Source organism: Bosea sp. (in: a-proteobacteria), assembly GCF_023953965.1.
In the GTDB taxonomy this organism is placed as follows: Bacteria; Pseudomonadota; Alphaproteobacteria; order Rhizobiales; family Beijerinckiaceae; genus Allobosea.
In genome coordinates this window covers 2329045-2352736 of record NZ_JAMLIX010000001.1, presented here as the reverse complement: position 1 = coordinate 2352736, position 23692 = coordinate 2329045, and the positions used below count along the sequence as shown (strand labels likewise).

Sequence of the window (23692 nt, the reverse complement as noted above, 5' to 3'; positions counted from 1 at the left end):
GGTTCGCTCGGCGAAGGAGAGGAAGACATGACGGTCAAGGTGGCGATCAACGGCTTCGGCCGCATCGGGCGCAACGTTCTGCGCGCGATCATCGAGTCGAAGCGCAAGGACATCGAGGTCGTGGCGATCAACGATCTCGGTCCGGTCGAGACCAACGCCCATCTCTTCCGCTACGACTCCGTCCATGGCCGCTTCCCCGGCACGGTGACGGTCTCCGGCGACACGATCGACGTCGGCCGCGGCCCGATCAAGGTCACCGCGATCCGCGACCCGAAGGAGCTGCCGCACAAGGCGCTCGGCGTCGACATCGCGCTGGAATGCACCGGCATCTTCACCACGCGCGACAAGGCGGCCGCCCATCTCGCCGCCGGCGCCAGGCGCGTGCTGGTCTCCGCCCCCTGCGACGGCGCCGATCTCACCGTCGTCTACGGCGTCAACAACGCGGCCCTGACGAAGGACCACGTCGTCGTCTCGAATGCCTCCTGCACGACGAACTGCCTCGCCCCGGTCGTGCGCGTGCTGCATGACGCGGTCGGCATCGACAAGGGCTTCATGACCACGATCCACGCCTACACCAGCGACCAGCCGACGCTCGACACGATGCACAAGGATCTCTACCGGGCGCGCGCCGCCGCGCTCTCGATGATCCCGACCTCGACCGGCGCCGCCAAGGCGATCGGCCTCGTCATCCCCGAGCTCAAGGGCCGGCTCGACGGCACCTCGGTGCGCGTGCCGACGCCGAACGTCTCGGTCGTCGACTTCAAGTTCCTCTCAAAGCGCAAGACCTCGGTCGAGAAGATCAACGAGGCGATCGTCAAGGCCTCGAAGCGCGGGCCGCTGAAGGGCATCCTCGCCGTCACCGACCAGCCCAACGTCTCGATCGACTTCAACCACGACCCGGCCTCCTCGACCTTCGCGCTCGACCAGACCAAGGTCATGGACGACAAGTTCGTGCGCATCCTGACCTGGTACGACAACGAATGGGGCTTCTCGAACCGCATGAGCGACACCGCCGTCGCCATGGGCGCCCTCATCTGATGCATGAATGCGAGGCCGCGCCGCCTTGAAGCGCGCGGCCTCGCCCGACACCTCCCAGCTACGGAGAGACCATGGCCAAGATCGAGCCGACCGTCGTGACCCCGGCGAGCACCGAGCCGCCCGTCTCGACGCCGCCCCCCGCATCCGGCCCTGCTCCCGAGGCGATGGCGCCCGCCGCCGAGCCGCGAAAGCTCGACCAGCTCTCCCGCATCGAGGAGAAGGCGGCGCGCATCGAGGAGAAATTCGCCCGCTACGAGGCCGTGCTGACCCGCGCCGAAGCCTCGCTGGAGCGCAGCGCCCAGAAGGTCGACGCCGCAGCCGGCACGATGGACTTCGCCGCGATCCGTGGCGAGATCGCCGCCCTGCGCAGCCGCATCGACGCGACCCCGCGCGCCGGAACGCTGTTCGTGACGGCGCTCGTCACGGCCGTGCTGACCGTCATTCTCACCATCCTGGTGCTGAAGTTCGGCGTGCCCGGCCTGTTCGGGGGGCTGTTGCCGCGATGAGCGCCTTCCGCACCCTCGACGACGCCGATCTCGCCGGAAAGCGCGTCCTCGTCCGCGTCGATCTCAACGTCCCGATGGAGGACGGCAAGGTCAGCGACACCACCCGCATCGACCGCGTGCTGCCGACCATCCGCGAGATCGCCGACAAGGGCGGCAAGGTCGTGCTGCTCGCCCATTTCGGCCGCCCCAAGGGCCGCGACGACAAGAACAGCCTGAGGCAGGTCGCCCCCGCGCTGACGCAGGCGCTCGGCCGGCCCGTCGCCTTCGTCGCTGACTGCATCGGCGCCCCCGTCGCGAACGCGCTTACCGCCGCGAAGAACGGCGATGTCTTCCTGCTGGAGAACACCCGCTTCCACGCCGGCGACGAGAAGAACGACGCCGAGTTCGGCAAGGCGCTCGCCGCCAATGGCGATCTCTATGTCAACGACGCATTCTCGGCCGCGCACCGGGCGCATGCCTCGACGGAAGGGCTCGCCCATGTGCTGCCGGCCTTCGCCGGGCGCGCCATGCAGGCGGAGCTGGAAGCCCTCTCGGCCGGCCTCGACAACCCCGCCCGCCCGGTGATGGCGATCGTCGGCGGTGCCAAGGTCTCGACCAAGCTCGACCTGCTCGGCAACCTGGTGAAGAAGGTTGACGTGCTCGCCATCGGCGGCGGCATGGCCAACACCTTCCTCGCCGCGCGCGGCATCGGCGTCGGCAAGTCGCTCTGCGAGCACGACCTGACCGGCACCGCCCGCGAGATCGAGGGGAAGGCGAAGGCCGCCGGCTGCGAAATCCTGCTGCCGGTCGATGCGCTGGTGGCGCGCGAGTTCAAGGCCCACCCGGCCTACCGGATCGTGCCGGTCGGCGAGGTCGAGGCCGATGAGATGATCCTCGACGCCGGCCCGCTCTCGATCGCCGAGGTGGTGCTGCGCCTCGACAAGGTCAGGACGCTGGTCTGGAACGGCCCCTTCGGCGCCTTCGAGCTGCCGCCCTTCGACACCGCGACCGTCGCGGTCGCCAAGGCGGCGGCGAAGCGCGTCGAGGCCGGCACGCTCGTCGCGGTCGCCGGCGGCGGCGACACCGTCGCGGCGATGAACCATGCCGGCGTCGCCGACGCGCTTTCCTACGTCTCGACGGCGGGCGGCGCCTTCCTCGAATGGATGGAAGGCAAGGCCCTGCCGGGCGTCGAGGCGCTGCGGAAGGACTGAAGTCGCCCTTGCGACGGCTCGTGTTTATGCTATGTTCTCATAGCAGCGGGAGCCGACCATGAGCGAGAACGTACAGAGCGCTATGTTCGAGATCCTGAAGAAGATTCAGGCCGATCTGGCTTTCTTCCGGGCCGAGGTGAACACGCGCTTCGAGCAGGTCGAGCAGCGCTTCGGCCCGCTCGAGGACCTCGTCCGCAAGCAGCGCCGCGACACCGCCGGGCTGCTGGTCATGGCGAAGTCGATCACCGGCAATTTCGCCGAGGAGCTCGCCGCCGTCGAGGAGCGCGTCGCGGCGCTCGAAGCGCGCGGGCGCGGATTTTAAGCCCATATTCCGCTTTCGCTTTACCTTCGTCGCGGTTGCCCGCTAAACCCTCCCCAGATCCGTTTGCCAAAGGGGAGTGCCATCGTGGCCCGTATCACGCTTCGCCAGTTGCTCGATCATGCCGCCGAGAACGACTATGGCGTGCCCGCCTTCAACATCAACAACATGGAGCAGGCGCTCGCGATCATGGCGGCGGCGGACGCGACCGACGCGCCCGTCATCATCCAGGCTTCGCGCGGCGCCCGTTCCTACGCCAACGACATCATGCTCAAGCACATGATGGACGCCGTCACCGAGATCTATCCGCACATCCCGGTCTGCGTGCATCTCGACCACGGCAACGAGCCGGCGACCTGCATGACCGCGATCCAGGCCGGCTTCACCTCGGTTATGATGGACGGTTCCCTCAAGGCCGACGGCAAGACCCCGGGCGACTGGGACTACAATGTCGGCGTGACGAAGACGGTCACCGACATGGCCCATCTCGGCGGCATCTCGGTCGAGGGCGAGCTCGGCGTGCTCGGCTCGCTCGAATCCGGCGAGGGCGAGAAGGAGGACGGCCACGGCGCCGAGGGCAAGCTCTCCCACGACCAGCTCCTGACCAACCCGGACGAGGCGGTGAAGTTCGTCGCCGAGACCAAGGTCGACGCGCTCGCCATCGCCATGGGCACCTCGCACGGCGCCTACAAGTTCACCCGCAAGCCCGACGGCGCGATCCTGGCGATGCACGTCATCGAGGAGATCCACAAGAAGCTGCCGAACATGCATCTCGTCATGCACGGCTCATCCAGCGTTCCGCAGGACCTCCAGGACGTCATCAACCAGTACGGCGGCAAGATGCCGCAGACCTGGGGCGTGCCGGTCGAGGAGATCCAGCGCGGCATCAGGCACGGCGTGCGCAAGATCAACATCGACACCGACAACCGCATGGCGATGACCGGCCAGATCCGCAAGATCCTGTCGGAGCATCCCGGCGAGTTCGATCCGCGCAAATACCTGAAGCCCGCCATGGAGGCGATGACGGCGCTCTGCAGGAAGCGGCTCGAGGAGTTCAACACCGCCGGCCAGGCCTCGAAGATCAAGCGCGTGATCACGCTGGCCGAGATGGCCAGGCGCTACGCCAAGGGCGAACTCGACCCGACCTTCGGCGCGAAGAAGGCGGCGTAAGCGCCTCAGAAAAGGCGCGGGGTCCCCTCTCCTGCATCGAAGCCGGCTGTTGCCGACTTCGACACTTTGAGTGCTGATCTCGGGCAAGCCCGAGATCAGTGAGAGGGGCAGGGGTAGGTGTCGGCCCTTCGACCAGCGAGACGAAACCTCACCGCCGCGCAGCGACCACCTCACGGCAATCCGTCCAACGGCCTTCCCCTCACCCTGCCCTCTCCCTCCGCGAGAGGGTTCCCCGCGCTCTTTCCGGCGACGTCACCCCTCCCCGCCATGTCGATCGTCTTCTCAGCCCTGGTCGCGGTCTTCGTCGGCTTCACCGCCTCGGTCGCCGTCATCCTCCAGGCCGCGCAGGCGCTTGGCGCCACGCCCGGCCAGACGATCTCCTGGATCGCGGCGCTGTGCCTCGCCACGGGCGCCTCCAGCATCTGGCTCTCCTGGCGCCACCGCCTGCCGATGATCTGCGCCTGGTCGACGCCGGGCGCGGCCCTGATCGCCGCCGTGACCGGCTTCGACATGGCCTCGGCCGTCGGCGCATTCCTCCTCGCCGCCGGGCTGATCATGCTGACCGCCGCCTTCCGCCCGCTCGGCCGGCTGATCGAGCGCATTCCGATGCCGGTCGCCTCGGCGATGCTCGCGGGCATCATCTTCCGCTTCGTCGCGGCGGTGTTCGACGAGATGCGCGTCTCGCCGCTGCTGGTGCTTACCCTGCTCGCGGTCTTCCTGCTGGCGCGGCTCGTCAGCCCCTTCCTCGGCGTCATCGCGGCGCTCGTCGCCGGCATCGCGATCAGCTTCGCCGGGGGGCTCGCTCATTGGCCCGCCGGCGCGATGACGCTGACCGGCCTCGAATTGGTCACGCCGCGCTTCGATATTGCCGCCATGCTCGGCATCGGCGTCCCGCTCTATCTCGTCACCATGGCCGCCCAGAACCTGCCGGGCTTCGCCGTGCTGCGCGCCGCCGGCTACAGGCCGCCGACGGCACCCGCCCTCTTCGTCACCGGGGCGGCCTCGCTGCTCACCGCCCCCTTCGGCGCGCATATGACCAATATGGCGGCGATCAGCGCCTCGATCTGCACCGGCGGCGATACCCATCCCGATCCGGCCGAGCGCTGGAAGGCGGGCATCGTCTACGGCTTCGCCTATCTCGGCGTCGCGGCCTGCACCGGCCTCCTGATCGCGGTGCTGCTGGCGCTGCCCAAGGCGCTGATCGTCGCGGTGGCGGGGCTTGGCCTCGTCGGCTCGCTGACGGGCGCGCTGGCGCAGGCGATGGCCTCCGACAGGGAGCGCTTCGCGGCGGTCGTCACCTTCACCGTGGCCGCCTCCAGCCTCTCGCTGTTCGGCATCGGCTCGGCCTTCTGGAGCCTCGTCGCGGGACTTGCGGTCTTGACATTGGACCTCGCCGCGGGCCGTTTGCGCAGCCGATCATGACGACGCAAGCCCCCCCCACCCGCCTGATGCTCGTCACCCCGCCTGTGGCGGACGCTGAGGCCATGGCCTTTCGCCTGATGCAGGCCATGGCCGGCGGCGATATCGCCGCCGTGCTGCTGCGGCTGGCCCCCGGCGACGAGCGCAGCCGGATCGAGCGCGTCAAGCGCCTCGCCGGCCCGGTCCAGGCCAACGACGTCGCCCTCGTCGTCGAGGACAGCGCGCTCGTCGCATCGCGCGGCGGTGCCGACGGCGTCCATCTCACCGGCGGCCCGGCGGCGGTCGCCGAGGCCCGCTCCAGCCTGAAGGGCGAGCGCATCATCGGCATCGGGGCGTTGCGCGCCCGCCACGACGCCATGGATGCGGGCGAGGCCGGCGTCGATTACGTGATGTTCGGCGAGCCGCGGCCCGATGGCTCTATGCCGCCGCTCGCGGCCGTGCTCGAGCGCGCCGGCTGGTGGGCCGAGATCTTCCAGACGCCCTGCGTCGCCTATGCGCCGGATGCCGGGGCCGTGCCGGCGCTGGCCGAGACCGGCGCGGAATTCGTCGCGCTCGGCGCCTGGGCCTTCGACGAGGGGCAGGACATCCGCGCCCTGGTCGAGGAGGCCAATCGGGCGCTCGCCGCCTGCGCGGCGCGCAAGAGCGCACGATGAGGCGGCTTTCCGGCCTCGTCCTGCTGGCGGGCGCCCTGCTCGCAGCTCCGGCCGGGGCGGCAGCGCCCACGCCTGATCTGGCCTATGGCGCCTATCAGACCGGGCATTACCGCCGCGCGCTCGGCGAAGCGCTGAAGCGCATCGAGGCCGACAATCAGGACGCCGCAGCGATGACCCTGATCGGCGAGCTCTATCGTCAGGGGCTCGGCGTCGCGCCCGACCGGAAGGTCGCGAGCGAGTGGTACGAGCGCGCCGAGGCCCGCGGCGACATCAACGCCGCCTTCGCGCTGGCGATGCAGCTCCTCGACGATAAGGGCGACAAGCGCGACGCAGGCCGCGCCGGCGCGCTGCTGGAGAAGGCGGCCGCCGCCGGCCACCCCGCGGCCAACTACAACCTCGCTTTGGCGCTGCTCGCCACCAACCGCGAGGCCGACGACAAGCGCGCCGTCGCCCATCTCGAAGTTGCGGCGAAGGCCGGGGTCGGCGACGCGATGCATGCGCTCGGCGTGCTGGCGAAGCAGGGGCGCGGCATGCCCGCAAGCGAGGAGGCCGCCGCCCGCTGGATGAAGCAGGCGGCCGAGGCCGGCAACATCCCCGGCGAGGTCGAATACGCCATCATGCTGTTCAACGGCGCCGGCGTCGCGAAGGACGAGGCCGCGGCCGCCGCCCTGTTCCGGCGCGCCGCCTGGCAGGGCAACCCGATCGCACAGAACCGCCTCGCCAAGCTCTACCAGTTCGGGCTGGGCATCGCCCCGGACTCGATCGAAGCCGCCGCCTGGCATCTCGCCGCCCGCGCGCAGGGGCTCAAGGACCCCGCGCTCGACGAGCAGTTCGAGCGGCTCAACCCCGAGCAGCAGGCCCGCGCCGCCCGCATGGCCGCCGGCCGGATCGCGAGCGCCGTCTTGACGGCGCCCTGAGAGCCGCGCAAGGGACGGCTCAACCAATTTCCGCCGGGCGCGCTTGAGGCCGCCGGCTCATCGCGCCGTGATGGCGCGCAAGAGGCTTGCGATGATCCGCTCCCCCCTGATGACCGTGATGACCGACGCCGTGATGAAGGCGTCCCGCTCGCTCAAGCGCGATTTCGGCGAGGTCGAGAATCTGCAGGTTCTGGCCAAGGGTCCGGGCGACTTCGTCTCCAAGGCCGACCACAAGGCCGAGGCCATCCTGCGCGAGGCGCTGGAGAAGGCCCGCCCCGGCTACGGCTTCGTCATGGAGGAGAGCGGCGTCGTCCAGGGCAGCGACGAGAGCAACCGCTGGCATATCGACCCGCTCGACGGCACCCACAACTTCCTGCGCGGCATCCCGCACTGGAACATCTCGGTGGCGCTGGAGCGCGACAACCAGTTCATCGCCGGCGTGGTCTACGACGCCGCCAAGGACGAGATGTTCATGGCGGAGAAGGGCAAGGGCGCCTTCGTCAACAACCGACGCCTGCGCGTCTCCGGCCAGACCGAGCCGGCGCAGATGCTGATCGGCACCGGCATCCCGCATATCGGCAAGGGCGGCCACGGCCTCTTCCTGCGCGAGCTCGCGGCGGTGATGCCGCGCTTCGCCAATGTCCGCCGCATGGGCTCGGCCGCGCTCGACATCGCCTATGTCGCCGCCGGGCGCATGGACGCCTATTGGGAGCGCGGCCTCAACACCTGGGATTTCGCGGCGGGCGCCGTGCTGATCCGCGAGGCCGGCGGCACGTTCGGCACGCTCGACGGCAAGCCCGTGACCAGCGCGAAGGACATCATCTGCGGCAACGAGGCGGGCGAGCGCGCGCTCGGCCAGGCGCTCAAAACCGCGGCCGGCTGAGGCGGACCTGTTGCTCTTTCGCCCTTGATCCCGGCGGCGCGGGAGGCGACAGTCCCTCCCGCACTCCGAGGCGAACGGAACACGACGCATGGCGATTGAGGATTTCGCGGCCGAGACGGCACCGGCCGCACCGATGCGGACGCCGGTCCGCTTCTCGCGGCCGCTGCGCTACGTCGTCCGCGCGGTTCTGTTCCTCGCCCTGATCGGCTTCCTCGGCTACATCCTGCAAGCCGGCCTGATCCAGGCTTTCATGACCAATCCGGGGCTCAACGGCCTGATCCTCGGAGCCCTGCTCGTCGGTTGCCTGATCGCGCTGCGCGAGCTCTGGCGCCTCCACAGCGAGGCGCGCGCCGCGACCGGGCTCGCCGCCGCGCCGGCCGCCGCCGTGGTCCGCCGCGGCCAGGTCATCGCCCCGCTGGGCTCGGTGCTGCCGGCCCTGGAAAGCGGCACGCTTCTCCCGGCGCAGGCCGTCTCGACGCTGGAATCGATCGCGGTCAGGCTCGACGACGGGCGCGAGGTGCTGCGCTATCTCGCCGGTCTGCTCGTCTTCCTCGGCCTGCTCGGCACCTTCTGGGGCCTGCTCGACACGGTCGGCTCGGTCGGCACCGTCATCAAGTCGCTGCGCACCGGGGCCGAGGCCGGCGTCCTCTTCGACGAGCTGAAGGCCGGCCTCTCGGCCCCGCTCGCCGGCATGGGCCTGTCCTTCTCGTCCTCGCTGTTCGGCATCGCAGGCTCGCTCATCCTCGGCTTCCTCGACCTTCAGGTCGGGCAGGCGCAGCGCCGCTTCCGCAACGAGGTCGAGGGCTGGCTCGGCAGCCGCACCGCCCAGCCGGGCGCGTCCGCAGCCCTGCTGGCGGCCGGCAATCCGCTCGCCGACCGCTTCGAGCAGCTCAGCGCCGCCATGGCCGACGGCGCCTCGAACAACCGCGCCGCGACCCAGGCGCTCGCCAATCTCGCCGAGGGCATCCAGGGCCTCGTCCAGCACATGCGCTCCGAGCAGCAGATGATCCGCGACTGGGTCGAGGCGCAGGCCGCCCGCGAGAAGGACCTGAAACGCCTGATCGACCGCCTTACCGCCGACCAGATCACCGAGCCATGATGCCGGCGAGCACCACGGGAGCTTGACCGATGGCCCTTTCCCGCGCCCATCGCCGCGAGGACGTGAATTTCTGGCCCGGCTTCGTCGACGCGCTCTCGACGATGCTGATCGGCATCGTCTTCCTGCTCACCGTCTTCGTGCTCGGCCAGTTCTTCCTCTCGCAGGAACTGACCGGCAAGGACACCGCGCTCGAACGGCTGAACAAGCAGATCTCCGAGCTGACCGACCTCCTGGCGCTCGAGCGCTCGTCGAACCGGCAGGCGCAGGAGAGCCTCCAGCTCATGCAGTCGACCCTGGCGCAGGCGCAGGGCGAGCGCAGCCGCCTGCAAGGGCTGATCGAGACGCAAGCCGGCAGCGACGCCGGCGCCCGGCTCGCCGAATCGCAGAAGGAGCTCGACGCCGAGAAACAGCTCTCCGCCCGCGCCCAGGCGACGGTCGAGCTCGTCAACCAGCAGATCCTCGCCATGCGCCGCCAGCTCGCGGCGCTGGAGGAGGCGCTCTCCGCCTCCGAGGCCAAGGACAAGGAATCGCAGGCGCGCATCTCCGAGCTCGGCTCGCGGCTCAACGTCGCGCTCGCCCAGCGCGTGCAGGAACTGGCGCGCTACCGCTCCGACTTCTTCGGGCGGCTGCGGCAGGTGCTCGGCATGCGGCCCGACATCCGCGTCGTCGGCGACCGCTTCGTCTTCCAGTCGGAGGTCTTCTTCGATGCCGGCCAGGCCGTGCTGAAGCCCGACGGCAAGGTCGAGCTCGACAAGCTCGCAGCCATCCTGCTCGATCTCGGCAACGAGATGCCGCCCGACCTGCCCTGGATCCTGCGCGTCGACGGCCATACCGACAACCGCCCGATCAAGACCGCGCAGTTCCCCTCGAACTGGCATCTCTCCTCGGCCCGCGCCATCGCCGTCGTCGAATACCTGATCTCGCGCGGCCTGCCGTCCGACAGGGTCGCCGCGACCGGCTTCGGCGAGTTCCAGCCGCTCGACCTCGCCAACACCGACGAGGCGCATCGCCGCAACCGCCGCATCGAGTTCAAGATCACGGAGCGCTGACCCGATGCCGCATCGGCCGATTCTCGCCGCCATCGCAGCGGCCCTGCTGCTCTGCGGGCCGGCGGCGGCGGAACCGCGCGTCGGCATCATCGCGGAATGCGCGGCCTGCCACGGCATCGACGGCATCGCGCGCGATACCGAGGTGCCGCATATCGCCGGCCAGAACGAGCGCTATCTCTACAACCAGATGATGGCCTTCCGCTCGGGCAAGCGCGCGCACAAGGAGATGCGCTACATGGCGCGCGCGATGTCGGTCGCCGAGATCGCGGCGCTCGCCGCCTATTACGCCGCGCTGCCGCCGCGCTGAAGCGGCGCCTCAGGCCGTCTCCAGCCCGAATTGCAGCGCCGCCAGCCGCGCATAGAGCCCGCCGCGCGCCTTGAGCTCGGCATGGCTGCCCTCCTCGACAATGCGCCCGTCCTCCATCACCAGGATGCGGTCGGCCGAGAGGATGGTCGCGAGCCTGTGCGCCACCACCAGCGTCGTGCGCCCCTGCATCAGCCGGTCGAGCGCGTCCTGCACCGCCCGCTCGCTTTCGGAATCGAGCGCCGAGGTCGCCTCGTCGAGCAGGAGGATCGGCGCGTCCTTCAGGATCGCGCGTGCGATGGCGAGCCGCTGCCGCTGCCCGCCCGAGAGCGTGACGCCGCGCTCGCCGACGACCGTGTCGTAGCCCTGCGGCAGGGCGCGGATGAACGCGTCCGCCGCCGCCAGCCGCGCCGCCGCCTCGACCTCCTCGCGCGTGGCGCCGGGGCGGCCATAGGCGATGTTGTCGCTGATCGAGACGCCGAACACCGTCGGCTCCTGCGGCACCAGCGCGAAGCGCTCGCGCCAGGCTTCCGGATCGGCCTCCGGCCCCGCGATGCCGTCGACGACGACGCGCCCGTCCTGCGGGTCGTAGAAGCGCAGCGCCAATTGCAGCACCGTGCTCTTGCCCGCCCCCGAGGGGCCCACCAGCGCGATCCGCTCGCCGGGCCTGACCGAGAAGGAAAGGTCCGACAGCGCCGGCCCGACGCGGCCGGGATAGCTGAAGGAGACGGCCTCGAAGGAAAGCTCGCCCAGCGGCGGCTGCGGCATCGGCCTGGGGTGCGGCGGCGCCGCGATCGCCGGCTTCATCGCCAAGATCTCGCCGAGCCGGCCCGAGGCGCCCGCCGCCGCGCTGATGTCGCCATAGACCTCGGAGAGCTGGCCGAGCGAGCTTGCCGCCAGCACCGCATAGAGGATGAACTGCGACAGCCGCCCGCCGCTCATCCGCCCGTCGAAGACCTCGGTCGCCCCGACCCAGAGCACGCAGACCACGCTGGCGCTGACCAGGAAGATCGCGACGCCGGACAAAAGCGCGCGCGAGGCCGTCGCCGCCCGCGAGGCCGCGTAAGCCTCGTCGGAGGCCGCCTCGAAGCGGGCCGAGGTCTGGCGCGCCGCACCGAAGGACTGCATCGTGCGGATCGCGCCGACCGCCTCGGCCGCGAAGGCGGAGGCGTCCGCAAGCCTGTCCTGCGCCGCCCGCGAGCGCCGCCTGACCGAGCGGCCGGAGACGACCAGCGGGATCACGATCAGCGGGATCACGCCGATGACGATCGCCGAAAGCCGCGGGCTCGTCGCCACCATCATCGCGAGCGCGCCGAGCGTCATGATGGCGTTGCGCAGCGCGATCGAGGCGGTCGAGGCGAAGGTCGATTTGATCTGCGTCGTGTCGGCGGTGAGCCGCGAGACGAGGTCGCCCGCCTTGCTCGAATCGAAGAAGGCGGGCTCCAGCCGCGTGAGATGCCGGAAGACGTCGGCGCGCAAGGAGGCGACGATGCGCTCGCCCACCGTCATGACGAGGTAGAACCGCGCCGACGAGGCCAGCGCCAGCACGCCGACGACGCCGATCAGCAGGATGAAATAGCTGTCGGCGAGCTGCCGCTCGCCCCCCGCGAAGCCGGCATCGATGACACGCCGGACCGCCAGCGGCAGGGCGAGCGTCGCCAGCGACGCGACGACGAGCGCGGCGAGGGCGAAGGAGATCCTCCGCTTCTGCGCCCGCGCATAGGGCCAGAAGGTCATCAGCGAGCGGAAATCGGGCCGCGCTTTCGTCTCGTTCTTCTCAGCTTCGGCCACGCGCCGGGCCTCCTGCATCTTCCGCACGCACCAAGCGCGCTCTTTCAATCGATCTCGTCAAGCCGATCGCGGCGGGCTTGGCAAACGACGCAACGCCGCAGGGCAGCGCTTGCGCTGCAGCGCCGGCTGCGATATGTGCACGCGACTTCACGACAGGCTCATCCGAATTCTTTCGACGGGCCGGGCAGGCTCGCCTGCTTGTCGACATGCCCGTTTTTGTAAGTTTTGAGGATATCGCCATGGCCAAGACCGGCATCCACCCCGATTACCACACCATCAAGGTCGTCATGACCGATGGTACCGAATACGTCACCCGCTCGACCTTCGGCAAGGAAGGCGACACGCTCAACCTCGACATCGACCCCAAGACGCATCCGGCTTGGACCGGCGGCACCCAGCAGCTGATGGATCGCGGCGGGCGCGTCTCGCGCTTCAACTCGCGCTTCGGCGGCCTGGGCGCGATCGGCAAGAAGTGATCTGCGGCACCCAGGCGCCCTTGTCCTTGACCTCAGACAAAGAAACCCGGCCTTAAGGCCGGGTTTTCCGTTTTTGCGCGCGGATTGCCTCGTCAGCGCCCGAGCCGTGCCTCGAGGCTCGCGAGCTGGTCCAGAACCGGGTTGGCGCGCGCGGAAGGCGTGCCTGACATCTGCCGCTCGAGATGGTGGATGCGCTCCTGGAGCCTGAGCGCATGCATCACCAGCGCGCCGAGCCGCTCCGGCAGCTGCGCCAGGACGGACTCGGCCGGCGCGGCCATCGGCTCACCGGTCTTGACCTTGGCGTGCTCGCTGCGGGCCTGCTCGGCGGTGAGTTCGCCTTCCGCGACCGCGCGCTGCACCAGGAGCCAGGAGGCGATCTGCATCAGCCGGGTCGTCAGGCGCATGCTTTCGGTGGCATAGGTCAAGGCCGCCTCGCGCGGCAGGGCGGCGGCGTCCTTGCGCCCGTCGCCGTCGAGATAGGCGGCCGTCTGCTCGACCAGCCCCATGCCCTCGCGGAACAGCAGCATGAAGGCTTCGGAGCGCACGAAGCCGCGCGCAAACGAGATCGCCTCGCCTTGCGTCCGGGAATCGAGCAGTTGGGCGTCGTACATGCGGTGTCCCCCATCGGCACAACCCCGTGCGCCTTTGAGGAACACGTCACGGGTCAGCAGCCGAGGTCGCAAGGATAGCGCCGATCGCGCGCTCCGGCGCCGGTAAGGTCCGGTTAACCTTAACGAGGCTAAACCCTGTGGCGGCAGCAAGGCGCGCGGACAAAAAAAGAGCCGCCTGGAGGCGGCTCGAAGGTCAACAGGGAGGCGTCAAACAGAGTGGGCAGGAGCCACTCGACATCCAGACAAACTGGATGTTGCGATTCATACTTTGGAATCATTAACGCTCCCTTAACGGCCGTTTCTTTTTGGCGCTTTTTCAGGCGGGCTTGCGGAAGAACGCATCCGCCGCCGAGCGCGAGGCGTCCTTGCGTGCCCGCGTCTCGACGAGGCGCTCGATCTCGGCCTCGAGCGCTGCGATGCGCTCGTCGATCTCGGCCAGGGACAGCATCGACAGATCCTGCCCGATCTCGTGAACGCCCTTCGGCTTGGAGCGGTCGTCCTCCGGGAATATCGACATGGCGGCCTCGCATCTGCTCAAACTGCGCGCGGCAAGCTAGACGAGTTTGCACCGCAGTCACGCTGCGACGCACCAATCCGAAAGGACACCGCACCCATGACCAGCATCCCTGAGACGATGACGGCGATCGGCATGGCGGCGCCGGGCGGCCCCGAAGTGCTGCGGCCGGAAACGCGCCCGGTCCCGCAGCCCGGCCCGGGCCAGATCCTGGTCGCCGTCGCCGCGGCCGGCATCAACCGCCCCGACGTCCTCCAGCGTCAGGGCGGCTACAATCCGCCACCCGGCGCCTCCGACATCCCCGGCCTCGAATTCGCCGGCACGGTGGTGGCGCAGGGCGCGGGCGCCCGGCGCTTCGCCATCGGCGCCGGCGTCTGCGCCCTCGTCGCCGGCGGCGGCTATGCGCAATATGCCGTGGTCGACGAGACGAACGCCCTGCCCGTCCCCGGCGGCCTCACCCTCACCGAGGCGGGGGCGATCCCGGAGACCTTCTTCACGGTGTGGAGCAATGTCTTCCAGCGCGGGGGCTTGCAGGCCGGCGAGAGCTTTCTCGTCCATGGCGGCTCGTCGGGCATCGGCACCACGGCGATCCAGCTCGCCAAGGCGTTCGACGCGACGGTCCTGGCAACCGCCGGTTCCGAGGACAAATGCGCCGCCTGCCGCGCGCTCGGCGCCGACCACGCGATCAACTACCGGACCGAGGATTTCGTAGCGGTGGCGAAGGCCGCGACCGGCAGGCGCGGCGTCGACCTGATCCTCGACATGGTCGGTGGCGACTATATCGACCGCAACTACGAGGCCGCCGCCGATCAGGGCCGCATCGTCCAGATCGCCTTCCTCAGCGGCCCGAAGGCGACGGTCAATTTCGGCCGGCTGATGCTGAAGCGGCTGACCCATACCGGCTCGACGCTGCGCCCGCGCAGCGTGGCCGAGAAGGCGACGATCGCCGCCGCGCTCTCCGAAAAGGTCTGGCCGCTGCTGGAAGCGGGGCGCTGCAAGCCGCCGATCCATGCGACCTTCCCGCTGGCTGAGGCGGCGGACGCACACCGCCTGATGGAGTCCAGCGCCCATATCGGCAAGATCGTGCTGACGGTGTGAGCCGCGACCTCTCATATCACACGCTTTTCATGGACACCCGCCCCGCCCTCGCCTATAAGGCGCGCCATCCTGCTCATCGTCGATGATTTGGATGGCCGGCCGGGGAGGCCGGTCGGCGCATGAGAGCTTTTGTCCGCGACCCTGCCTTTGCGTGCCCCGGGCGGCTGCGCGCAGGCGAAGAGGAGACCGTCCCCCGTGTCACAAACCCCGCTGATGCCCAAGGCCACCGCGGTCTGGCTGGTCGAGAACACCTCGCTGACCTTCGAGCAGATCGCCGAGTTCTGCAAGCTCCACCCGCTCGAGGTGCGCGGCATCGCGGATGGCGAGGTCGCCGCCGGCATCAAGGGCCTCGACCCGATCACCTCCGGCCAGCTTACCCGCGAGGAGCTGGAGCGCGCCGCCAAGAATCCGGCCCACCAGCTGCACCTGGCCGAGCGCAAGGTGAAGGTGCCGGAGGTCAAGCGCGCCAAGGGTCCGCGCTACACCCCCGTCTCGAAGCGCCAGGACCGGCCGAACGCCATCCTCTGGCTCTTGCGCAACCACCCCGAGCTCAAGGACGCGCAGATCATCCGCCTGATCGGCACGACCAAGTCGACCATCGCGCAGATCCGCGACCGGACCCACTGGAACGCCCAGTCGCTGACGCCGATCGACCCGGTCAGCCTCGGCCTGTGCTCGCAGATCGACCTCGACTTCGAGGTCGGCCGCGCCGCCAAGGACCGCCCGGCGGCGCTCGCCGAGACCGGCTCGACGCTGCTGCCGGCCGAGGAGACCACCGCGCCGGAGCCCGCGCGCAGCGAGAGCCAGCCCTTCGCCGACATGAGCCGGCCGAAGCGCGAGGAGGAAGCGGCGATCGACGTCGATTCCGTCTTCGCCAAGCTGAAGCAGCTCAAGCGCCCGGCCGAGGACGAGGACGACGAGGGCTGATTCAGGCCCCGGTTTCCGGAAGATCGGCGTCGCGGTGGGTCGCCTACCCGATCCCCCTGCCCTTCAGCGCGATGCCGATCTCGCCCAGCACCGTGATGTCCTCGATCGTCGCCGGCACCGTGTAATCCTCGCCGTCGGCGATCTTCTTCATCGTCGCGCGCAGGATCTTGCCGGAGCGGGTCTTCGGCAGCCGGGCAACCGTCAGCGCCAGCTTGAACGCGGCCACCGGCCCGATCCGCTCGCGCACAAGCACGATGAGCTCGCGCTCGACCTCTTCCGGCGAGTGCGTCGCCCCCGCCTTGAGCACGACGAAGCCGCAGGGCTGCTCGCCCTTGAGCGCATCGCGGATGCCGACGACCGCGCATTCCGCCACGGCCGGATGCGCCGCCAGCACCTCCTCCATCCCGCCGGTCGAGAGCCGGTGGCCGGCGACGTTGATGATGTCGTCGGTGCGGCCCATGATGAAGACATAGCCGTCCTCATCGATGAAGCCGGCATCCGAAGTGTTGTAGTAGCCCGGATAGGTCGCGAGATAGCCTTCCCGGAAACGGGCATCGTCCTGCCAGAGCGTCGTCAGGGCTCCGGGCGGCAGCGGCAGCTTCAGCACGATCGCGCCCATATGACCGGGCTCGACCGCCCGCCCGCCCTCGTCCAGGCACTGCACGTCCCAGCCCGGCAGCGGCACGGTCGGCGAGCCGTGCTTGACCGGCAGCAGCCCCAGTCCCATCGGATCGCCGACGATCGGCGAGCCGCTCTCGGTCTGCCACCAATGGTCGATCACCGGCACCTCGAGCAGCGCCTCGGCCCATTTCAGCGTCTCGGGATCGGCCCGCTCGCCGGCGAGGAACAGCGCCTTGAAGCCCGACAGGTCGTGGCCTGCGAGATATCGGCCCTCCGGGTCCTCCTTGCGGATGGCCCGGAAGGCGGTCGGCGCCGTGAACAGCACCTTGACGCCGTGCTCGGCGATGACCCGCCAGAAGGCGCTCGGATCGGGCGTGCCGACCGGCTTGCCCTCGTAGAGCACGGTGGTCGCGCCCTGGATCAGCGGCGCATAGACGATGTAGCTGTGGCCGACCACCCAGCCGACATCGGAGGCGGTGAACATCACCTCGCCCGGCCCGACGCCGTAGAGCTGGTCCATCGTCGCCTTGAGCACGACCATATGGCCGCCATTGTCGCGCACCACGCCTTTCGGCCGGCCGGTCGTGCCGGAGGTATAGAGGATGTAGAGCGGGTCCGTCGCCTTGAGCTCGACGCAATCCGCCTTGCGCCCGGCGGCCCTGGCGGCATCGGTGAGCGCGCGCCAGTCCTGGTCGCGCCCGGCTTGCATCGCGGCTTGCGCCTGCGGCCGCGCCAGCACGACGCAAGCCTGCGGCTTGTGCCCGGCCATCGCGATCGCGCCGTCGAGCAGGGGCTTGTATTCGACCACGCGCGCAGGCTCGATGCCGCAGCTCGCGGTCAGGATGACTTTTGGCGCGGCGTCGTCGATGCGCGTCGCCAGCTCCTTGGCGGCGAAGCCGCCGAAGACGACCGAATGCACGGCGCCGATGCGCGCCGAGGCGAGCATGGCGAAGACCGCCTCCGGCACCATCGGCATGTAGATGATGACGCGGTCGCCCTTGGCCACGCCGAGATCCTGCAAGACGGCTGCGAGCGTCGCGACCTCGTCCAGCATCTCGGCGTAGGAATAGCGTGCCTTCGTCCCGGTGACGGGGCTGTCGTAGATCAGCGCGGCCTGCTCGCCACGCCCGTCGCGGACATGGCGGTCGAGCGCGTTGAACGCGGTGTTGCAGGTCGCGTCGGGAAACCAGCGGCCATAGACGCCCGCGGCCGGATCGAAAGCCCGCTCCGGCGGCCTGATCCAGTCGATGCCTTTGGCCAGTTCGAGCCAGTAGCCGTCCGGATCGTCCCGCCAGCGCGCATAGGTTTCGGCATAGCCTGGCGCCGGACGGGCGGGCGCCGCATGGGGGCCATTCATCGCAAGCGTTCCTCTGCGCCGGGTTTCGTCCTAAAGCCCCGTGGCGAGCCGGCGACGGCGGGGCTGGTTGCGCGCGAAATCCTGTGCATTCCCCCTCGCTCGGCGCAAGCGCGGAGATTTAAGACTTTCGCCCATCCCGTTCTACACCTCCCGGCCCGGCGGCACAGCGTCCTCCATGTCCTTCGACCTCGCCTTCTTCGCCACCATGGTCCCGGCCGTCATCCTGTCGGGGCTCGCAAAGGGCGGCTTTGCCGGGCTCGGCCTGCTCGCCGTGCCGGTGATGGCGCTCGTCGTCTCACCGGTAACGGCCGCCGCGATCCTGCTGCCGCTGCTGATCGCGCAGGACGTGGTCTCGGTCTGGTCCTATCGCCGGGAGTTCGACCGCCGCAACCTCGCAATCCTGGCGCCGGGTGCGTCCGTCGGCATCCTGGCCGGCTATCTCCTGGCGGCGAAGGTTCCCGACGCGGCGGTCGGCCTCGTGGTCGGGCTGATCTCGATCGGCTTCGCGCTGCGCCGGCTCACGGGTGACGGCAAGCGCCCACCGGCGGCGACGCGCGCGGCCTGGGGCCCGGGCAGCCTCTGGGGCTTCATCACGGGCTTCACCAGCATGGTCGCCCATGCCGGCGGCCCGCCCTTCCAGATCTACGTCATGCCGCAGAAGCTGCCGCCGGCCGTCTTTGTCGGCACGGGCGCGATCTTCTTCGCCTCGATGAATCTGGTGAAGGTCGTCCCCTATCTCGCGCTCGGCCAGTTCAACCGGCAAAACCTCGCGGCCTCGGCCGCGCTCCTGCCCTTCGCCATCGCCGCGACCTTCGCCGGCGTCTGGCTGGTCCGGCGGATCCCGGCCGAGCGCTTCTACGGCCTGATCTACTGGCTCCTGCTGCTCGTCGGCGCGAAGCTCGTCTGGAGCGGGATACACGATCTCCACCTCCTGGGTTGAGGCCGTCCGGACCTCCCGCGATTGCGCCGCATCGGAAAAAGGGATGGATTACGCAAGCGTCAGCCGGCCGGTAGGCTCGCCTGCGCTTGTGAGGAACATTCCCGATGACCCGTTCGGCCTATGACACCGATCTCGACCGCAACCCGGCGAATTTCCAGCCGCTGACGCCGCTGCCCTTCCTCGAGCGCGCGGCCTCGGTCTTCCCCGACCGGACGGCGATCATCCACGGCAAGCTGCGCCGCTCCTACGCCGAATTCTACGCCCGCTCGCGCCGGCTCGCCTCGGCGCTGGCGCGCCACGGCATCGGCAGGAACGACACGGTGGCGGCGATGCTGCCCAACACGCCTGCCATGCTCGAATGCCATTACGGCGTGCCGATGGCCGGCGCCGTGCTGAACACGCTCAACACCCGCCTCGATGCGGCGATCATCGCCTTCTCGCTCGATCATGGCGGCGCCAGGGCCCTGATCGCCGACCGCGAATTCTCGAAGACGATCCGGGAGGCGCTCGCCCTGTGCAAGGTGAAGCCCCTGGTCATCGACTATGACGATCCGGTCTATGACGGGCCGGGCGAGCGCCTGGGCGAGGTCGAATACGAGGATTTCATCGCCGGCGGCGACCCGGATTTCGCCTGGGCGATGCCCGATGACGAATGGGACGCGATCACGCTCAACTACACCTCCGGCACCACCGGCGATCCCAAGGGCGTGGTCTACCACCATCGCGGCGCGAGCCTGCTCGCCACCTCCAACGTCATCACCGGCAATCTCGGCCGCCACCCGGTCTATCTCTGGACGCTGCCGATGTTCCACTGCAACGGCTGGTGCTTCCCCTGGACGCTCTCGATCGTCGCCGGCACCCATGTCTGCCTGCGCCAGGTCCGCGCCGGAGCGATGTACGATGCGCTCGCCGATCACGGCGTCACGCATCTGTGCGGCGCGCCGATCGTGATGTCGACGCTGCTCAACGCGTCGCCCGAGGAGCGCCGCGACTTTCCCCAGACGGTCTCCTTCTTCACCGCCGCCGCGCCGCCGCCCGAGGCGGTGCTCGCCGGCATGAAGCAGGCCGGCTTCGAGGTGACGCATCTCTACGGGCTGACCGAGTGCTACGGCCCCGCGGTCGTCAACGACTGGAACGACGACTGGAACGCGCTGACGCCCGCCGAGCAGGCCGCCCGCAAGGCCCGCCAGGGCGTGCGCTATCCGGCGCTCGAAGAACTCGACGTGCTCGATCCCGAGACGATGCGGCCCGTCCCGCGCGACGGTGAGACGCTCGGCGAAGTGATGATGCGCGGCAATGTCGTGATGAAGGGCTATCTCGGCAATCCGCGGGCGACCGGGACCGCCTTTGCCGGGGGCTGGTTCCACACCGGCGATCTCGGCGTGCGCTATCCCGACGGCTACATCCAGCTCAAGGACCGCTCGAAGGACATCATCATCTCCGGCGGCGAGAACATCTCCTCGATCGAGGTCGAGGACGCGCTCTACAAGCACCCGGCCGTGCAGACCGCCGCCGTGGTCGCCCGCCCCGACGAGAAATGGGGCGAGAGCCCCTGCGCCTTCGTCGAGCTGAAGCCGGGCAGGACCGTGACGGAGGCCGAGATCACCGCCTGGTGCCGCGAGCATCTGGCCGCGTTCAAATGCCCGCGCACCATCGTTTTCGCCGAGGTGCCCAAGACCTCGACCGGCAAGATCCAGAAATTCCGCCTGCGCGAGATGGCAAGAGCGCTCTGACGCGCCGCCAACGAAAAACCGGCCCTCTCGGGCCGGTTCATCGGTGCCTTCGTGATGATCCACGGGCCGCTTTGGCCCGCCGATCAATGCAAGGTCGGCTCCGGCATGGTCTGCCGGACACGCTCGATCTCATCCTTCAGTTGCAATTTCTTCCGCTTCAGCTCGGCGAGGCTGAGGTCGCTGGAAGACGGACTCGCCACGGCCTGGGCGATGGCGTCTTCGAGCTGACGATGCTTGCGCTCGAGTTCCGCAAGACGGGTCTGCAACGACATCTGGATCCTCCTGATGAACCATTGACACTGCCAATCTGGCATAGAGCCGGCTTCACGTCTGCCCCGTGCCGTCGCAGGGCACCCATGAGATTCTGTGATCGTCACCGGTCCGTTTCCGGAAAGCCGTGAATAGATGGCTTCGCCATGCCCGACGCCGCCACGCCCGCACTTGCGGGACATCGGGCGGCGCGCGCATAGTCGCCCGCGATCAAGGCGATGATGAGATGGCCATGGGATTCGAGCTCAGCCCGGAAGAGGTCGAGACCTTCACCAGCGAACTGGCGCGGCTGCGCGAGGAGCATCGCGATCTCGACAGCGCCATCGACGCGCTGGAGCGCGTCGGCTCGATCAACCAGATCCAGGTGCAGCGCCTGAAGAAGCGCAAGCTCTACCTGAAAGACCGCATCGCCCAGATCGAGGACGCGCTGACGCCCGACATCATCGCCTGAGCCCGCCCGTTTCGGCGGCCCGGCACCGATTCGCGCTTGCTTCCCCGGCCTCGACCGGTCTAGATCGCGCGCTTTACGCAAAGCCGAGCCCGAACGGATCTCATGGCCGCCTTGAGCCCCCCCGTCGCCATCATCATGGGCAGCCAGTCCGACTGGACGACGATGCGTCACGCCGCCGAGGCGCTCGACGCGCTCGCCATCCCCTACGACGCCCGCATCGTCTCGGCCCATCGCACCCCGGAACGGCTCTTCGCCTTCGCGAAAGGAGCCAGGGCCGAAGGCTTCAAGGTGGTGATCGCCGGCGCCGGCGGCGCCGCCCACCTGCCCGGCATGACCGCTTCGCTGACGCCGCTGCCGGTCTTCGGCGTGCCGGTCGAATCCAAGGCCCTGTCGGGCCAGGACAGCCTGCTCTCGATCGTGCAGATGCCGGCCGGCATCCCCGTCGGCACGCTGGCGATCGGCCGCGCCGGCGCGGTCAACGCCGCCCTCCTCGCCGCCGCCGTGCTCGCCCTCTCCGATGCGGCGCTGGCCGAGCGGCTCGACGCCTGGCGCGCCCGCCAGAGCGCCGGCATCGCCGAGCGCCCGAGCCGGGACGACGCATGAATCCCCCCGTCCCCACCGGCCTTGCGCCGGGCGCCATGCTCGGCATCCTCGGCGGTGGCCAGCTCGCCCGGATGATCGCGCTCGCCGCCGCCGATCTCGGCGTGCGCTGCCATATCCTCGCACCCGAGGCCGACAGCCCCGCCTTCGACGTCGCAGCGCGGCACACCGTCGCGGACTACGAGGACGAAGAGGCCCTCGCCCGCTTCGCCGGCGCCGTCGACGTCGTGACCTACGAGTTCGAGAACGTCCCGGCCGCCACCGCCGCCTTCCTCGCCGCGCGCGTGCCGCTCCACCCCGGTGCGCGGGCGCTGGCGGTGACGCAGGACCGCCTCAGCGAGAAGCGCTTCGTCGCCGGGCTGGGCCTGGCCGTCGCGCCGTTCCGGGCCGTCGATTCGCTCGCCGATCTCGATGCCGCCGCCGCCGAGCTCGGCCGCCCCTGCGTGCTGAAGACCCGCCGCTTCGGCTATGACGGCAAGGGCCAGGTCAAGATCGCGCCGGGCAGCGACCTTGCGCAGGCGCATGAGGCGATCGGCCGCTTCCCCGCGATCCTCGAAGGCTTCGTCGCCTTCGTGCGCGAGGTCTCGGTGGTCGCCGCGCGCGGGATCGACGGCGCCTTCGCCGCCTTCGACGTCTGCGAGAACGAGCACCGCGACCACATCCTCGCCTTCACCCGCGTCCCGGCGGCACTCTCGCAGGGCGCCGCGTTGCAGGCGATCGAGGCGGCCCGCCGCATCGGCGAAGCGCTGGGCTATGTCGGCGTCTTCGCCGTGGAGATGTTCGTGACCGAGGCCGAGGGCAGCCTCGGTGAGCGCGTCGTCGTCAACGAGATCGCCCCGCGCGTCCATAATTCCGGGCACTGGACCAGCGAAGGCGCGCAGACCTCGCAGTTCCACCAGCATGTGCGCGCCGTCTGCGGCTTCCCGCTCGGCGCCACGGCACGGCGCGGCCGCGTCGAGATGGAGAACCTGATCGGCGCAGGCGCCCTGCGCTGGCGCGAGATCCTGGCCGAGCCCGGCGCGCATCTGCATCTCTACGGCAAGCGCGACGCCCGCCCCGGCCGCAAGATGGGCCACGTCACCCGGGTGACGCAGGAGCGCGCCTAATCCTTGTCATTCCGGGGCGCGCCTATGGCGCGCCCCGGAATGACAGCAGCGGTGCCGACGGGGAACGGTCCAGCAATTCTCCACACCGCCCGGGCCTTCGGCGCAAAGCCCCCGATTTTCACGGCTCCACGGCGTGGACAGCCGAAATGAATTCTGCTATCGGCAGCCATCTTCCGCGGTGGGCAAGCCTCGCCGCTGGTCCCCATTTCTGGATCAACGCTCAAGGACGGACGTTTCACGTGCAGGTTCTCGTTCGCGACAACAATGTCGATCAGGCGCTCCGCGCCCTCAAGAAGAAGATGCAGCGCGAGGGCATCTTCCGTGAGATGAAGCTTCGTGGTCACTACGAGAAGCCGTCCGAGAAGAAGGCACGCGAGAAGGCCGAGGCCGTCCGTCGCGCCCGCAAGCTCGTCCGCAAGAAGCTCCAGCGCGAGGGCCTGCTGCCCGCGCCGGTGAAGCCCAAGCGTCCCTGACCTGGGCGGCGGCCTGACGGCTGCCGCAAGGCCGGTAGCGATTCGCGCCTGGAGCCGGCTCCGGGCGCGCTTTGTTTTCGGCGGCGTTAACCAAGTTTTGGCGGGTTTCGGGCGTCTTCTCCGCAAGGCCGCTCACCCTGCGGGGGGATGGGCATCGCGGCAGGCGAAGCACGAAAA

26 protein-coding genes are annotated in these 23692 nt (G+C 69.4%); 21 read left to right on the top strand and 5 right to left on the bottom strand.

Features of this window, described 5'->3' with window-relative positions; genetic code table 11:
- Positions 1–27 precede the first annotated feature (27 nt).
- The 12 genes from gap (at position 28) to M9917_RS10800 (ending at position 10550) form a co-directional block, all read left to right on the top strand.
- Complete coding sequence (gene gap, locus M9917_RS10855) at positions 28–1038, top strand: type I glyceraldehyde-3-phosphate dehydrogenase (RefSeq protein ID WP_297253570.1); 1011 nt, start codon at positions 28–30, stop codon at positions 1036–1038.
- 71 nt (positions 1039–1109) lie between these two features.
- A complete protein-coding gene (locus tag M9917_RS10850) occupies positions 1110–1544 on the top strand; it encodes a hypothetical protein (RefSeq protein ID WP_297253567.1) in 435 nt (144 codons plus the stop codon).
- On the top strand, positions 1541–2734 hold the full coding sequence (locus M9917_RS10845; protein WP_297253565.1) for a phosphoglycerate kinase: 1194 nt from the start codon (positions 1541–1543) through the stop codon (positions 2732–2734). Before M9917_RS10850 ends, M9917_RS10845 begins: the two co-directional genes overlap by 4 nt.
- 58 nt (positions 2735–2792) lie before the next feature.
- Positions 2793–3056, top strand: coding sequence for a hypothetical protein (locus M9917_RS10840; RefSeq protein WP_297253564.1), 264 nt, complete (start codon positions 2793–2795; stop codon positions 3054–3056).
- A gap of 84 nt (positions 3057–3140) precedes the next feature.
- On the top strand, positions 3141–4223 hold the full coding sequence (gene fba, locus M9917_RS10835; protein ID WP_297253562.1) for a class II fructose-bisphosphate aldolase: 1083 nt from the start codon (positions 3141–3143) through the stop codon (positions 4221–4223).
- Positions 4224–4490: 267 nt separating this feature from the next.
- Positions 4491–5645: a benzoate/H(+) symporter BenE family transporter gene (locus M9917_RS10830; protein WP_297253561.1), complete on the top strand. Its 1155-nt coding sequence runs from the start codon at positions 4491–4493 to the stop codon at positions 5643–5645.
- On the top strand, positions 5642–6295 hold the full coding sequence (locus M9917_RS10825; RefSeq protein WP_297253559.1) for a thiamine phosphate synthase: 654 nt from the start codon (positions 5642–5644) through the stop codon (positions 6293–6295). The genes M9917_RS10830 and M9917_RS10825 overlap by 4 nt, the downstream gene beginning before the upstream one ends.
- Positions 6292–7212, top strand: a complete 921-nt coding sequence (locus M9917_RS10820; RefSeq protein ID WP_297253557.1) for a tetratricopeptide repeat protein — start codon at positions 6292–6294, stop codon at positions 7210–7212. Before M9917_RS10825 ends, M9917_RS10820 begins: the two co-directional genes overlap by 4 nt.
- 91 nt (positions 7213–7303) lie before the next feature.
- On the top strand, positions 7304–8095 hold the full coding sequence (locus tag M9917_RS10815) for an inositol monophosphatase family protein (protein WP_297253555.1): 792 nt from the start codon (positions 7304–7306) through the stop codon (positions 8093–8095).
- 88 nt (positions 8096–8183) lie between these two features.
- Complete coding sequence (locus M9917_RS10810) at positions 8184–9194, top strand: flagellar motor protein MotA (protein WP_297253553.1); 1011 nt, start codon at positions 8184–8186, stop codon at positions 9192–9194.
- A 29-nt stretch (positions 9195–9223) separates the two neighbouring features.
- Entirely contained in the window at positions 9224–10243 is a 1020-nt protein-coding gene (locus M9917_RS10805) for a peptidoglycan -binding protein (protein ID WP_297253551.1), read from the top strand.
- 4 nt (positions 10244–10247) lie between these two features.
- A complete protein-coding gene (locus tag M9917_RS10800) occupies positions 10248–10550 on the top strand; it encodes a c-type cytochrome (RefSeq protein ID WP_297253549.1) in 303 nt (100 codons plus the stop codon).
- 9 nt (positions 10551–10559) lie between these two features.
- Here the strand turns inward: M9917_RS10800 and M9917_RS10795 are convergent, their stop codons facing one another.
- Entirely contained in the window at positions 10560–12356 is a 1797-nt protein-coding gene (locus M9917_RS10795; RefSeq protein ID WP_465246374.1) for an ABC transporter transmembrane domain-containing protein, read from the bottom strand.
- A 221-nt stretch (positions 12357–12577) separates the two neighbouring features.
- Between M9917_RS10795 and rpmE the strand changes: the two genes are divergently transcribed.
- A complete protein-coding gene (gene rpmE / locus M9917_RS10790) occupies positions 12578–12814 on the top strand; it encodes a 50S ribosomal protein L31 (RefSeq protein WP_297253547.1) in 237 nt (78 codons plus the stop codon).
- A gap of 92 nt (positions 12815–12906) precedes the next feature.
- Here the strand turns inward: rpmE and rcdA are convergent, their stop codons facing one another.
- Positions 12907–13425: a protease adaptor protein RcdA gene (rcdA, locus tag M9917_RS10785; protein ID WP_297253545.1), complete on the bottom strand. Its 519-nt coding sequence runs from the start codon at positions 13423–13425 to the stop codon at positions 12907–12909.
- Between the two features lie 316 nt (positions 13426–13741).
- On the bottom strand, positions 13742–13942 hold the full coding sequence (locus tag M9917_RS10780) for a DUF1192 domain-containing protein (RefSeq protein ID WP_297253543.1): 201 nt from the start codon (positions 13940–13942) through the stop codon (positions 13742–13744).
- Positions 13943–14038: 96 nt separating this feature from the next.
- Here M9917_RS10780 and M9917_RS10775 point away from each other — a divergent pair, with 96 nt between their 5' ends.
- Together M9917_RS10775 and M9917_RS10770 are read left to right on the top strand one after the other, a co-directional pair.
- Positions 14039–15037 (top strand): NAD(P)H-quinone oxidoreductase, encoded by a 999-nt coding sequence (locus M9917_RS10775; RefSeq protein WP_297253541.1) that lies wholly within the window; start codon positions 14039–14041, stop codon positions 15035–15037.
- Positions 15038–15232: 195 nt separating this feature from the next.
- Positions 15233–15964, top strand: coding sequence for a DUF1013 domain-containing protein (locus M9917_RS10770; protein WP_297253539.1), 732 nt, complete (start codon positions 15233–15235; stop codon positions 15962–15964).
- 43 nt (positions 15965–16007) lie between these two features.
- Here M9917_RS10770 and M9917_RS10765 read toward each other — a convergent pair whose 3' ends face one another.
- Positions 16008–17942 carry a propionyl-CoA synthetase gene (locus M9917_RS10765; protein WP_297253537.1) on the bottom strand — a complete coding sequence of 645 codons (1935 nt, stop codon included), beginning with the start codon at positions 17940–17942 and terminating at the stop codon, positions 16008–16010.
- Between the two features lie 175 nt (positions 17943–18117).
- Here M9917_RS10765 and M9917_RS10760 point away from each other — a divergent pair, with 175 nt between their 5' ends.
- Entirely contained in the window at positions 18118–18882 is a 765-nt protein-coding gene (locus M9917_RS10760) for a sulfite exporter TauE/SafE family protein (protein WP_297253535.1), read from the top strand.
- A gap of 104 nt (positions 18883–18986) precedes the next feature.
- Positions 18987–20615: an acyl-CoA synthetase gene (locus tag M9917_RS10755; protein WP_297253533.1), complete on the top strand. Its 1629-nt coding sequence runs from the start codon at positions 18987–18989 to the stop codon at positions 20613–20615.
- Positions 20616–20698: 83 nt separating this feature from the next.
- Here M9917_RS10755 and M9917_RS10750 read toward each other — a convergent pair whose 3' ends face one another.
- Complete coding sequence (locus M9917_RS10750) at positions 20699–20887, bottom strand: YdcH family protein (protein WP_297253531.1); 189 nt, start codon at positions 20885–20887, stop codon at positions 20699–20701.
- Between the two features lie 230 nt (positions 20888–21117).
- Here M9917_RS10750 and M9917_RS10745 point away from each other — a divergent pair, with 230 nt between their 5' ends.
- From M9917_RS10745 to rpsU, 4 genes are all read left to right on the top strand, one after another.
- Entirely contained in the window at positions 21118–21336 is a 219-nt protein-coding gene (locus M9917_RS10745) for a YdcH family protein (RefSeq protein WP_297253529.1), read from the top strand.
- A 102-nt stretch (positions 21337–21438) separates the two neighbouring features.
- Entirely contained in the window at positions 21439–21939 is a 501-nt protein-coding gene (gene purE / locus M9917_RS10740; RefSeq protein WP_297253527.1) for a 5-(carboxyamino)imidazole ribonucleotide mutase, read from the top strand.
- Positions 21936–23042 (top strand): 5-(carboxyamino)imidazole ribonucleotide synthase, encoded by a 1107-nt coding sequence (locus M9917_RS10735; RefSeq protein WP_297253525.1) that lies wholly within the window; start codon positions 21936–21938, stop codon positions 23040–23042. The genes purE and M9917_RS10735 overlap by 4 nt, the downstream gene beginning before the upstream one ends.
- 239 nt (positions 23043–23281) lie before the next feature.
- Positions 23282–23515: a 30S ribosomal protein S21 gene (rpsU, locus tag M9917_RS10730; protein ID WP_038359685.1), complete on the top strand. Its 234-nt coding sequence runs from the start codon at positions 23282–23284 to the stop codon at positions 23513–23515.
- Positions 23516–23692: the final 177 nt, after the last annotated feature.